Source organism: Endozoicomonas sp. ALB115 (genome assembly GCF_049310245.1).
In the GTDB taxonomy this organism is placed as follows: domain Bacteria; phylum Pseudomonadota; class Gammaproteobacteria; order Pseudomonadales; family Endozoicomonadaceae; genus Endozoicomonas.
This window is the reverse complement of sequence record NZ_JBLYZG010000032.1, coordinates 47192-60602: the sequence shown is the minus strand read 5'-3', so window position 1 is coordinate 60602 and position 13411 is coordinate 47192. Positions and strand designations below refer to the sequence as shown.

The 13411-nt window shown below is 48.4% G+C and carries 8 protein-coding genes; 3 read left to right on the top strand and 5 right to left on the bottom strand.

What is annotated here, in order from left to right; genetic code table 11:
- Positions 1-748: 748 nt before the first annotated feature.
- On the top strand, positions 749-1852 hold the full coding sequence (locus ACO6VE_RS14875) for a hypothetical protein (protein WP_422462047.1): 1104 nt from the start codon (positions 749-751) through the stop codon (positions 1850-1852).
- Positions 1853-1918: 66 nt separating this feature from the next.
- Here the strand turns inward: ACO6VE_RS14875 and ACO6VE_RS14870 are convergent, their stop codons facing one another.
- Positions 1919-3763: a Na/Pi cotransporter family protein gene (locus ACO6VE_RS14870; protein ID WP_422444332.1), complete on the bottom strand. Its 1845-nt coding sequence runs from the start codon at positions 3761-3763 to the stop codon at positions 1919-1921.
- A 429-nt stretch (positions 3764-4192) separates the two neighbouring features.
- Here ACO6VE_RS14870 and ACO6VE_RS14865 point away from each other — a divergent pair, with 429 nt between their 5' ends.
- A complete protein-coding gene (locus tag ACO6VE_RS14865; protein ID WP_101745333.1) occupies positions 4193-4615 on the top strand; it encodes an H-NS family nucleoid-associated regulatory protein in 423 nt (140 codons plus the stop codon).
- Positions 4616-4665: 50 nt separating this feature from the next.
- Here ACO6VE_RS14865 and ACO6VE_RS14860 read toward each other — a convergent pair whose 3' ends face one another.
- The 4 genes from ACO6VE_RS14860 to rpmB all read right to left on the bottom strand — a co-directional run bounded on the left by ACO6VE_RS14860 (position 4666) and on the right by rpmB (position 7337).
- Positions 4666-5331 carry a hypothetical protein gene (locus tag ACO6VE_RS14860; RefSeq protein ID WP_422444335.1) on the bottom strand — a complete coding sequence of 222 codons (666 nt, stop codon included), beginning with the start codon at positions 5329-5331 and terminating at the stop codon, positions 4666-4668.
- Between the two features lie 31 nt (positions 5332-5362).
- Positions 5363-6688: a tRNA 5-hydroxyuridine modification protein YegQ gene (gene yegQ / locus ACO6VE_RS14855; protein ID WP_422444337.1), complete on the bottom strand. Its 1326-nt coding sequence runs from the start codon at positions 6686-6688 to the stop codon at positions 5363-5365.
- 211 nt (positions 6689-6899) lie between these two features.
- Entirely contained in the window at positions 6900-7067 is a 168-nt protein-coding gene (rpmG, locus tag ACO6VE_RS14850) for a 50S ribosomal protein L33 (RefSeq protein ID WP_034834535.1), read from the bottom strand.
- Positions 7068-7100: 33 nt separating this feature from the next.
- Positions 7101-7337, bottom strand: coding sequence for a 50S ribosomal protein L28 (gene rpmB, locus ACO6VE_RS14845; RefSeq protein WP_101745336.1), 237 nt, complete (start codon positions 7335-7337; stop codon positions 7101-7103).
- 734 nt (positions 7338-8071) lie between these two features.
- On the opposite strand from rpmB, the gene ACO6VE_RS14840 reads away from it, so the two are divergent.
- Complete coding sequence (locus tag ACO6VE_RS14840) at positions 8072-12922, top strand: NAD-glutamate dehydrogenase (RefSeq protein WP_422462045.1); 4851 nt, start codon at positions 8072-8074, stop codon at positions 12920-12922.
- Positions 12923-13411 lie beyond the last annotated feature (489 nt).

Genomic DNA, 13411 nt, shown 5'->3' with positions numbered 1-13411 from the left:
TTCTTTGAGATTTTCGTGGTTAGTTCTTGGGCGTTATTCATGAAGGGGCTGATATTGCAGGGAGCACCTGAACCAAAAGCAAAAGGCAAGCGAGTTAAACCTGGTGAACAGCCAAAACGAAAAATGATAAGCATCCGGAGTTTATTCCCTGATACGGCATAGTTACCAATAAAAAACCATTTTCTTCAGTGTATTTAAGTTAACCTATTGATCAGTTTTTTTTCTGATGGTTCTATTTGTGTCTAATTGTGTCTAAAAAATCAATAAAACAATTAAGGGAAAATCTTCATTTTTCTATTTTTTGCGGGAATTGCTACTTTACTCAGACTATCTGTTGTCGTCTTCTGGCAAGAGCACAGCTACCAGCCAAACAGCTTCAGGTCTTTGGCAGGACGAAAATTGGTTGAAAGAACGGCATGTTGATTCGGGTTGTATCTGGTCTCGGCATGCAGTTTCTGGTCAAGAAGCAGGGCCGGAATATTTCTCACAGGTTGGAATGAACGGTATTTTTTGCCGCGTTAGCGGCTTGGTTCAACAACGTACATAACAACGTGGTGAGGAACTAATCTGACCGCACAGTGTCAAAAACAGTACGGACGAACTGTTCGGGTCTTTGACCTGACAGGTCTACATACGATCAGTGCTGTTCACTCAGCCTGCTTGATATAAATTCAGGATATCACTGGCTTTTCTAGCTTGCGTGTAGCTTATGGAAACTGGTTGTCCCTATTAACTAACAGGTGTTTCTATGATTCTTCCAGCTACCCACACAACCCGGGCCATTTTGGCTCATCCTGTCCATCAGCTTCTGACAACGCAGTCAACAAACCAGTACACGACTGAAAGTTTTGGTAATCAGCCGGGGGCGGAGGTCCTGGCCAACCGGCTTAATCAATTGGGTGAAAACCTGAAACAGGTTCCTGCACATGTACTCGCGCACATCTGCCATAACTTCACCACTGCCTTTAATCTGCATTCAATCCTGATTGCAGAATCCAGCCAGTTGAACGCCATAAAAATCCTGCTGGCCGCTAACAACTGCATGGATCAGGAATCAATTGAGTTATTTGCCAAGAAATTCCATGACATTCCAGACTCCGATCCCAGCGCGACTTTAAGAAACAAAGCGGCGGAAGACAATCAGCTGGTAATTACCCAGCCCGAGGTACATCAGGGTCAACCAACGACATTCAACTATCGACAACCATTATTGGAGCACTTTATTGTCTGCGCATTCCCGGAGCCAGAATTTACTTTGCAACAGCAGACGCAGCTGAAAGATGCATTAACCCTGGCAGGCAGGCAGATTACCGGCAATTGGGGCTTCGGATGTCTGGATGAGCCAGTACCCTATGGCAACTTTAACCGGGAAACCGTCGCCCGCCTCTCTGCCTGTCTGAGCTACCCCAGGCAGCCTGAATGTGCCGAAAAGCTGGCTCAGATATACATGGGACTTCAGGAGGCGTTGTTCAATCCGGAGTCAGATTTGATCCAGCTGCTGAAGGACAACCAGAAGGGGGAACTGGTAACACTGCTGGCGAAGGAAAGCGACAATCCGGCCACCCTGAGCAATGAAGCAGCCTTGATGTTATCACTGGCAGTCAGTGAGAATCATTCGGATGCTGAGAGATTGGCAGAAGAAGGAGAAATTGAGAGATTGACGGAAGAAATTGGTATTTTTTCAATAGATCTGGGCCGTTTTGCCGACGCAAATCTCGTGTTGAATTTCGCCGGGGCTGCCAGCAAAACCCAACTTGCTAATGACGACATCAGGGCAGCAGAGGTAGCAGTTATCCGCTTCGCTTATGAACTTCTGGGTGTGAAAATTCCCTTGGAGTCACTGCATACATAATAGTTGCCACTTCTCCCGAGTCTGGAAACCTGAACGAGGTCGGTCAGTGAGTAATTCATAGCCCACTCATTTTTCAAAAGAACCAGCAACGTTTTTTGGGGGAGTAGAACGAGCCTCAAAATTAAGATCGATCTCTCGATATTCTTCGCGATCCCTGGTCAACATAATCACGGCTCCATCAATAAGACTGGTGCAGGCATCATGTACATGAGCACTGTCATTCATCAAAGAACTGGCCATAAATGAGTCAACCTGATTGGAGCGAATGAGTTCATTCAGTTTTCTGTGCATCTGCTCATCCTGCTCGCTCAGCTCCTGCTTTAACTGTTCCGCATGCTGACGAATATGATCATAATTGCGTCGGACTCCCAATACATCAATAAGCTTCAGGACAGAGGCAAGGCACAGTCTGAGCTGGTTGTATTGGTGGCGTATCTGCTCATTATCCGAATGCAGGTAATGCCCCATATTTTTATAGATATGCTTGACATGTTTGATGGCCTGGACAAAATCACGACAGGCAACTTTAAGTGCAAATAACTCCTGCACCTGCGCTCTGGGAAGATTCCCTTCTATGGCTCCTGAATAGTGAATAATGTCCGCATAGATACCTTTGATATGTCGGATATACAGCTCTTTTATGGTCCATGGCTGATCATCGCGCATCCAGCTGTTCACCAGATCCGTCAGACTGTCCGACTCCCTCAGCTTGTCGCCGGTAAGATATATTCCATAACAGATCAGTTCGAGTGTATTTCTGTATAAATGGTCGCACTCCCGGGTCAGGGCTCTTAGCGCCGTATCCGGATAATTCAGTGTTGCCGGGGTTAAGTAGCGCGCCCGGTGAATGGCAGGATTATCCTCAGTGGCAAGATTCAGATGAGACTGCCTGTCAGGATCGACAAAGAGCGTCTCCAGCCAACGGATAAGCAGCTGGAAAAAAGGAAGTTGAACCACTATTCCCATGACATTAAAGAGACTGTGGAACAGCGCAAGCTTCAGAGTGTAGTCGTCTGCCCCGATTGGAAAGAGTCCGGCAGTAAAATCCACAAGCACTTTTAACTGGGGCAACAAAAGGATAGCCAGAGCAGCGGTGGCCACATTAAACGTAATATGTGCCACAGCCAATCGCTTCCCTGCTGCATTTGCCCCCATCGCTCCCAGCACTGCCGTTATGGTTGTACCGATATTTGAACCGATAGCCAGTGCTAACGCATTATCGTAAGTCAACTGCCCCGCTGCCAGGGCTGAAAAGGTGAGCACCAATACCGCATTGGTGGACTGCATGATGATGGTGGCCAGAACACCAAAGAGTGTGAAGACCAGAATGCCCTGCATTCCTTCCATTGAGAAGCTGCTGAAATCAATCACAGTCTGGAATGCTTCAAAACCCTCTTTCATGTAATGAATACCAAGAAAGAGAAAGCCTATACCCAGCAAAATACAGCCGAAGCCGCTGAATGTTTTCTCCCGCTGGCTCCTCAAAATCAAACCGAAAACGAGTAATGGCATGGCATAGGAAATCAGCTTTAACTTCATACCATACAAGGCAACTAACCATGCACCGACAGTACTGCCCAAATTTGCCCCAAAAATGATGCCAACGCCGGCAGCCAGGCCAATCAGGCCGGCACTGAGAAATGAAATAACAATGACGGAAACCAGCGAACTGGACTGCAGGACTGCGGTCGTGGTGATACCAAAGGCCAGACTTTTCCAGAGACTGTCAGTGGTTTTCTGCAGGAACGCCTCAAGCAGCCCCCCCGTAAAGACCTTAAACCCTTTTTCCAGATAAACCATGCCCAGCAGAAAAATAACCACACCTGCCGTGATCACCTGAAGCTCTGAGCTAACCCAAAAGCCGTAAGTCAATAGCAGCAGTGCTGTTGGAAGAACTACGCGTCCGAGCATATTTAGTCACTTATCCAGGCCAACCGGTAACCCCCAATCGCCATGAGCAGAAAATACGGGGCTATAGCGTCTGTTATCGACGGGTAAACAGGATCCCTCCAATGTATCTGAATAAAACATGTGCCTTATAACTTGATAAATAGAGGGCAGTAACCGACTGTTAACAGGGGTAACCAGTAAAATGAAGAGCAGCATTTTATAAGGGTCAAACTCACCATTTTCTTGCCAATCAAACAAAATACATTACTTTTATTCATATCGAACGAGTAATAAGCAGAACCATTCTGTGAATTACCCCATACCTGCGTAACTGACAGGTAACCGTTCCAGTCTTGCGTTACAGATATTTGTCGACTTTCTTAATGTCCGTGTTGATGCATTATTTATTGCCTCATACGGTCAAAGGCTCCAGTAGATTGAGGGTATACAATGAAATTACTGGATGAGTTACATCATCGGCTAGGTAGTAAATCCCGGATTCGCTCGCTATTCAAAGATGTCAGTGTTCAGGAGCTGGAAAAAATTCTGGACCGCCTGAAAGGGGTACATAAGGAAAAATTGCAATCCAGGGTTAAAGAGGATGCAAAACGACAGAAAAAGATGAAAGACATTGTCGCTATACACAAAGAAATGGCGGAACTTGGTATTACGCTCTCAGATCTGGACAACATTAACGACCCGGGCAAAACGGGCAAACGCCGACGAACTGTCGCAAAGCATACCTTTCAATATGAAAATCCAGCCGGACAAACTGTGTACTGGGAAGGCTCAACCACTGGAAGACTACCAAAAGACTTTCAGGAGTACCTGGAAAAAACTCAGAAAAAGCGGGCAGAGTGCATTATCAAGTAAAGTCAGGATTCTGTAAAAATCCCGCTTCTCATCTCACCGACATTGATCAGTTACAGCTGTTGCATGTGGATGACCATTGAGCGAATCCAGAGCGTCAGGTCATCCATATCTTCAAGGGACAGTAGTAAAAGGGCCATATCAAGTGGGTCCAACTCGCCTTCATGTTGGAAGACTTCACCTTTGCAGGCTGAAATCATATTCCGCAGTTCATCCACAGCCATCTTTACTTCCTGATTAACCTCCAGCAAAGCCCGGGATTGTTGTTTTCTAAATCCTGCGATGCCCAGGCGGTCCTGTTTTGCAACGCCCGACTTCAAGCTATAAACAACGCTGGCAAAGTGTTGATTCAACTGTTCAACAGAACGCTGCAAGTCTTCGGTAAGCCTGGGAGGTCGGTACGTTAATCGCTCAGCCAGTCGGCAGATCAGGTGTGCCAGGTTATTCTGAGTCTGTAAGAGGGAGAGCACCAGCCCCTTGGGCTGCGCGGTCAATGTTGGCTGGTTGAGCCTGGCCAGAATTTCCTGCTCCAGTTTTTCCACGGCGGGCAGAAAATCAACAAGCCATTTCGCCCGTTCATGCCACTGGTCATCGGCAGTTAACCGGCTCTGCAACTGCCTGTTCAATAGCACCAGGGCATCCAGGATCACCTGTCGATGCTGGCTTAACGGCTTATAGGCAGAGCTGGAAAAAATACTGGTAAAGGTCGTAAGATCCATAACGATCTTATCGACTCAGAGTATCACCGGATTAGGGCAGATTACGCACCAGCAGTGAGTGGGCATTTGGCAACACACCGTCAGGCTTTGGTATTTTTACCAGGTGGCCCGATCCGGGAGCTACATCAATACGTTCACCACGGCGATTTTCCAAATGCTCCAGATTAAACACATAGTTGCCTTTGGGGGTCATCAGCTCCAGGGTATCCCCCAACTCAAAGCGGTTTTTCACATCCACCGTCAGCTGCTGATCGTCAAACTCAACAATTTCACCGACAAACTGCTGCTTGCTTTCCCGTGAGTTACCGGTTTCATAATTCTGATACTCATCGTGCACATGGCGACGATAAAAGCCTTCGGTATAACCTCTGTTGGCCAGATTTTCCAGAGTGTCCATCATGCCCATATCAAATGGATTCCCCGCTACGGCATCATCAATGGCTTGACGGTATACCTGGGCGGTTCTGGCAACATAATAAAAAGACTTGGTGCGCCCTTCGATCTTGAGGGAGTGAATGCCCATCTCCGTCAAGCGACGAACATGCTGGACAGCCCTGAGATCCCGGGAGTTCATAATATAAGTGCCATGCTCATCTTCAAAAGCAGGCATATACTGGTCCGGACGCCCCCTTTCCTGCAACAGGAAAATAGAGTCAGATGTTTCGCCAGTCCCCAGGGTTGGAGTAACCATTTCCGGGCTGCTACTGACCGGAATCACATCACCGCTCTCAGTCTCTTTCGCCTCATGGGCCTGATACTGCCAGCGACAGGCATTGGTGCAGGTTCCCTGGTTTGGGTCTCTTTTGTTGATATAACCGGAGAGCAGACAGCGGCCCGAGTAAGCGATACAGAGCGAACCATGAACAAAGACCTCAATCTCGGTATCAGGGCACTCTTCCCGGATCTCCTGAATCTCCTCCAGGGATAACTCACGGGACAGAATAATCCGCTCAACCCCCTGCCTGGCCCAGAATTTTACCGTGGCAAAGTTCACTGCGTTCGCCTGAACCGAGAGGTGGACTGGCATATCCGGCCAGGTTTCACGCACCATCATAATCAAACCCGGATCGGACATGATCAGTGCATCAGGCCCCATGGCAATAACCGGCTCCATATCCCGGAGATAGGTTTTCACCTTACTGTTATGGGCCGCAATATTACTGGCCAGATACAGTTTTTTGCCCAGGGCGTGAGCCTCATCGATGCCTTTTTTCAGATTATCCAGTTTAAAGTCGTTATTGCGGACTCTCAGACTATAGCGGGGCTGGCCAGCATAAACAGCATCTGCACCATAAGCAAAAGCAAAGTGCATATTCTTCAGTGTTCCGGCTGGCGAAAGGAGTTCCGGTTTCATCATGACCTACAGCTGATGTTCTTGAATGGCGCGCATTATAACAGTGCAACCACAATGCAACAGTAGTGAGAGCACACAGTTACTAAGTGCAAAGCAGGGGATGGCAGGTTTTGATCCTGAGCAGGAATATTAACAGAGGGGGGAAAGCGCAACAGAAGTGAGTGGCGGTCCGTATCAGTTTGCCTGATACGGACCAGAGCAAAGCAAACAAGATTTACTTGATCTTGTATTCCTTGTACTCAACGTGCTTGCGAACAACCGGGTCATACTTCTTGAACACCAGCTTGTCAGGCGTATTACGCTTGTTCTTGGTGGTGGTGTAGTAATGACCAGTGCCTGCGCTGGAAACCAGCTTGATTTTCTCACGAATACCTTTAGCCATGATTTATGCTCCTGCTAAGTTAGCTATCTCGACTTAAAAAGATTGACCGCTGGCGCGCAGATCAGCCAGAACGGCATCAATGCCTTTCTTGTCGATAATACGCATGCCTTTTGCAGAAACACGCAGGCGCACAAAGCGCTTTTCACTTTCAACCCAGAAGCGCTTGTGGTGCAGGTTAGGCACGAAGCGACGACGGGTTTTATTCTGAGCGTGGGAAACATTGTTCCCGGTAACCGGGCGCTTGCCGGTAACCTGACAAACCTTGGACATGTGGATGGCCTCTCAAACCGTCTCTTAAACCAAAATCACCAGCCATGAGGCCGGAAAACTTAACTGAATTCCAGTGTCTGCTTCGGGCAGATCTGCCCATGGTTACAGAGTCAAGAGACCTTCAAGACTCATCAGCAGCTACCCTCATACAAAGATCGGGCTTTATACCAGAATTGGACGCCGCTTGCAAATTCCATCAGGACTACGGATTATGCTTAGCCCCCGCAAAATCAGCAATCCCAAGGCATTTTAGCTATTTCTCGACTATCTTGACGAGAGGCTTGACGAGCAGCTTGACAGAAAAGCTCAACAAGAAGGCTGTCAGCAAAGCCAGGCTGACATTGTTAACGCAACCAGACACTGTTTAATCGGCTCATTGCCAATAGAGCAAACGCAACTTTATACAGCGGTATTGATCGATGTCACCCAAAAGTTGTCACTGCGGAAAACCAATGATAGTAGATCGTTGTGATCAATTTATTCTGGCCCATAAGCATTGACAGTTATGGTAAGTAGTTGGCCAAATTGAATCGTATATTTCTGGCTAAGTGGGCAGTTGCTATGCAAGGCGCAACGTAGGGAGCATAGCCGTAGCTATGTGACCGGAGTTGCAACGGCGCAGAGTGACTGACAACTTAGTCAGAAATATATGATTTCATTTGGTTAACTACTTATAACCCGGCAAATCAGGTGGGACAGTTTGCCGTACTCAATTCCAGTGACAGAGGAATATCATGGACCGCTTTACCGATTTTCGAGCCATCATCGTTAATCAGGTTCAATCGCTTCTGGCAAAGCGCATGTCAACCAAAGAATATGAGCAAATACAGGCGCTTGCTGATGCCTATTACCGGGGAGTTGCCAGCAAAGACCTGACCCGGATCAATACCGATGACTGCTATGGCGCACTCCTCTGCCTGTGGCAGTTTCTACAGGCCCGGCAGCCGGAACAAATCAAGATCCGCGTCTACAACCCGGAACCGGAAACCCACCACTGGCACTCCACACACAGCATTGTTGAAATTATCACGGATGATATGCCCTTTCTGGTGTCTTCTGTGTTGATGGAGCTTGATCGTCAGAAAATAAAAGTTTACAGCCTGAATCACCCCACCCTTCGATTAGAAAGAGACAGCACAGGTCAGCTGCAAGGCATCAGCACGCTACAGGCAGAAATAACCGAGGCCGTTATTCGGGTTGAAATAGACCGCCAACCGGAACAACTGGATTTAGAAAAAGTCGCTGCCGGTATCCGGGATATCGTTGCGGATGTTCATAAAGTGGTTTCTGACTGGGAGGCAATGCAAACCAGGCTGGATGACGCCATTCAATGGTGTCAAAGCCACCCTGTGCCATTACCGGATGTTGAACAGAAAGAAGCGCTTGCTTTTATGAAGTGGCTGAAAAAAGACAATTTTCTGTTCATCGGCTTTCGCTATTACGAGATCATCCATGGGTCAAACACACTAAGACTACGCGCCAACAGCAAAACCGGTCTGGGGACATTTCGGGAGGGCCCCCATCAGCATCCGGTAGAGCAAGAGCTGTCCCCCTATATTGCCTCACAAATTCAGGCACCTGAGTTACTGGTTATCACCAAATCCATCAGCCGCTCAACGGTTCATCGACCCGCACACCTGGACTATATCGGGATAAAACAATTTAACGATGCCGGTGTAGTCACCGGGGAATGGCGTTTTTTCGGACTGTTTTCGTCAACCGCCTACAACGTCCCGCTGGATGACATCCCGCTGATACGAAAGAAAGTGGCCAGGCTTTTAAAAAGCAACAGTTGCCCGATAAACAGCCATCGGGGTAATGCCCTTCGCCACATTATTCATAACTATCCAAGGGACGAGCTCCTGCAGGCAAGTTTTAAACAACTTAAGACCGTCATTAACGGGATTCTTGACTGCCATGAATTGCGGCAGTTGAAAGTATTCCTTCGTCCCGACCCCTATGACCGCTTTATTACGGTGCTTATTTACGTATCCAGAGATAATTTCAACACAGAACTTCGCTTACAGATGCAACAGATCCTGCTCAGTGAGTTGAGTGGCAACAGTATTGATTTCAATGTTCAGCTATCGGAAAACCCAATGGCGCAATTGCAATTTACCGTGCATTGTCGTCATGCCAGCCAGCAGGATATCGATGTTGAACGGCTGGAAGCCATGATTCACGAAGCGATGCTGAACTGGACAGATTACCTGCAACAGGCGTTAAAAGAGGCATTTGGCGAGGCTTCGGGTAACCGGCTGGCACAATGTTATCTGCAGGCATTTCCCGCCGCGTACCGGGAGGATGTTACCCCCCGACAGGCAGTAGCAGACATTCAACGTCTGGAATCGATAAAAGACAGTCATCAGATAAAAACCAGTCTCTACCGTCCGGTTACCGACCATTATCGGTGGCACTTCCGGGTGCTGGGTAAAGGGCCTCTCCTGGCACTCTCAGATGTACTTCCCATTCTTGAGCAAATGGGCGTCCGGGTTCGCAGCGCAAGGCCTTACGCCATCAGCCCCTACCGTCAGGAAAATGCCTGGGTGCTTGATTTCAGTATCGAGCCTGATGGCCATGATAACGCTCTGACAGCCAAAATAAACCCGCCGGACGTTGACAACTCAAACCAGACCAACCTTGAAGATACCCATCTGCGGGAGCAGTTCCGGGAGGTGTTTAATCGCACCTGGAAGGGGGATATGGAGAATGACGGTTTCAACGGCCTGGTGGTTTCAGCCGGTTTGAACTGTGAGCAGGTTGTGCTCATCAGGGCTCTGTCCAAATACCTGATGCAACTGCCAGTGCCCTTCAGCCAGAGCTATATGCAGAAAGTGCTGAACAGTAACCCATCGGTGGTGCGTGAAATCGTAGACCTGTTCAGCATCCGTTTTTATCCGGATTTCCGTGGTGATCGCCTTAACATGGCCAATGCCTGCTCTAACAGGATTTACCAATTGCTGGACAGTGTCGCCAACCTTGATGAAGACCGGATCCTGCGTCACTTTCTCAGTGTTATCGAGGCCATGTTGAGAACCAGCGCCTATCAGAAACAGGGGGAGCCAAAAGGTTATCTGTCGTTCAAACTGCAACCGGAAAAGATTCCAACCTCACCTCAGCCAAGGCCCATGTTTGAAATATTTGTCTACTCGCCTCGCTTTGAAGGCATCCATATGCGCTGTGGGAAGATTGCCAGGGGAGGATTACGATGGTCAGACCGGATGGAGGATTTCCGCACCGAGATTCTGGGGCTGGTCAAAGCCCAGATGATCAAAAATGCCATTATTGTTCCCCACGGGGCCAAGGGGGGCTTTGTCACCAAAAATCTCCCGGCCAATGGCTCCAGGGAAGAAATACAGGCGGAAGGGATTGTATGTTATCGAGCATTTATCTCCGGACTTCTGGATCTGACCGATAACCTGCAGGGCGGAAACATCATCCCTCCTGAAAACGTCATACGCTACGATGATGACGACCCTTACCTTGTGGTGGCAGCGGACAAAGGCACCGCCAGCTTTTCCGATATCGCCAACGATGTATCCCAATCCTATGGGTTCTGGCTGCGGGATGCGTTTGCCTCTGGTGGCAGCCAGGGCTATGACCATAAAAAAATGGGGATCACTGCCCGGGGTGCCTGGGAGTCGGTAAAAAGGATCTTCAAAGAGCGTGAAATCGATACTCAGACCCGGGATTTTACGGTCATCGGTATTGGTGATATGTCCGGTGATGTATTTGGCAATGGCATGCTACTTTCCAACCATATTCGTCTGATCGCCGCCTTTAACCACCAGCATATCTTTATTGATCCTGATCCGGATATTTCAGTCAGTTTCAATGAGCGTCAGCGCCTGTTTAATTTACCCCGGTCCTCCTGGGACGATTACGACCGCAGCAAACTATCAGAAGGTGGTGGCGTATTCAGTCGCCAGCTGAAAAGCATTCTTTTGAGCAAGCAGGCCAGAACCGCACTGGCAACGGATAAAACCATTCTGTCGCCTGCGGAACTTATCCAGACAATTCTGAAAGCACCAGCGGATCTGTTGTGGAATGGCGGGATTGGCACTTACATAAGAGCCTGCAGTGAAAGCAATGCCGATGTCGGGGACCGGTCCAATGATAATGTCAGGATCAGTGCCAGTGAACTGAATACCAGTGCGGTAGGGGAGGGCGGAAACCTGGGCCTGACTCAGTTGGCAAGAATTGAATTCTCCAGCAGGGGGGGCCTGATCAACACCGACGCCATAGACAACTCAGGGGGGGTCAACAGCTCAGACCATGAAGTCAACATCAAGATTCTGCTCAATCAGATGGTGGATGATGGTGACATAACCATAAAGCAGCGTAATAGTCTGCTGGCCAGTATGACCGATGAGATCGCCAGGCTGGTTCTCAGGCATAATTTTTTACAGAGCCAGAGGCTAAGCCTGAGCCTGCAACAGAATGTTCTGCTGTTTAATGACCATCGCTTTCTGATCAGAAATCTCGAACAAAAAGGGCGTCTTAACCGGGCTCAGGATGGCCTGCCATCGGATACAGAAATTAAAGCCAGGGTGAAAGCCGGTGAAGGCCTTACCCGGCCAGAAATAGCCATTCTTTTGTCCCATACCAAGCTGGAGCTGTTTGAATCCCTGGTCTCGGCCAATGTGGCTGATGACCCGATACTGGCGGCAAAACTGCTGGACTATTTTCCATCACAGCTGCGCAACCAGTTCCCTGATCAGATCAAACATCATCCATTAAAAACTGAAATACTGGCGACCCATCTCAGCAACGAGGTTGGCAACCGGATGGGAGCAACGTTTATTGAGTATATCCATCAGGAAACCCGACAGTCGGAGCTTAATTGTGTCCGGGCATTTATGGCGATAAAAGAGATCTTTTCCATTCCATCCATCTGGGATCAATTTGAAAGCCTGGGTTTTGATGTCAAAGATGATATCCAGAGAGTTGAACTGTTTCGAATACAGCAGCATATCGAAAAAGCCTGCATCTGGTTGCTGAAGAATCATGGCTGCCCTATGGATATAGAGTCGCTCATCAGTAACTATAAACCGGGCGTCTGTGCCGTCAGCGGACAACTGGCGGAGCTGCTGGGAGAGGAAGATTGTGCCTGGCTGGGTGGCAGGGTTACCCGGCTTCAGGAAGCACAGCTGCCGCAAACGCTGGCGGAAACCTGTGCGAGCCTTCGATATCTTTATTACGTACTGTTTATGGTCAGTGTGGCGAATGAATATCAATTTACCGTTATTGATGTGGCCTCTGTCTTTTTTGCCCTTGAAGATTATCTGTGCCTGCCCTGGTTAAGAGAACGTATTCGTCAACTGCCGGTTAACGACCTCTGGCAACGCAAGGCACAATCTTCCCTGAAAGATCAGCTGGATCGAACCCTCAATGATAATTGTATTCATGTTCTGACCCATTCACAGGGAAAGCCGGAAGAGCGCCTTAAGCGGTGGCTGGAAAAAAATGCTGAGCTGATTGATCGCTGGAAAGCGACAATCCGGGAAATACAATCCGCCAGAGAGCAAAACCTTGCCATGCTGTCAGTAGCGGTACAGGAACTGTCGCTTATTGCTTCAAGCTAAGGGGCTTGTCCAATTTGCTGAATGCCTCGTGGAGTAACTGGTCAATAGAGAGATTATCATGCAAGCAACAACAAAGGTGCTGGACGGTGGTTGCGCAAGCCAGGTGACAGTCAGTTCCTCCAATACAACCCAAAGTGACAGTAACGGACAAAAATCACCCCTTCCCGGACCACAAAATTATGGTGTATGGAAAGTTGAGCGCCGCTGCCCACTGGATAAAAAATCAAGTGTTTGTTGTGGGGGAAGGGCCCCTCGTTATCGGAAAAGTGTTATCAAGTGTCTTGCAGAGTATAAATTGCTGCCTGAAACACCGGCAAAATCAGGTTGTGGTTTAAGCGCCCAAACAACGGGGCAGACACCTGAGACAGAGATAAAGAAATGAAAAATACAGGCGCAAAAAAAAACGGTCATCAGGGGAAGATGACCGTTTCATGACGTCTCTATTGTTACAGCAACATCGACAAAGTACACAGCTAAGGGTTTATCGCG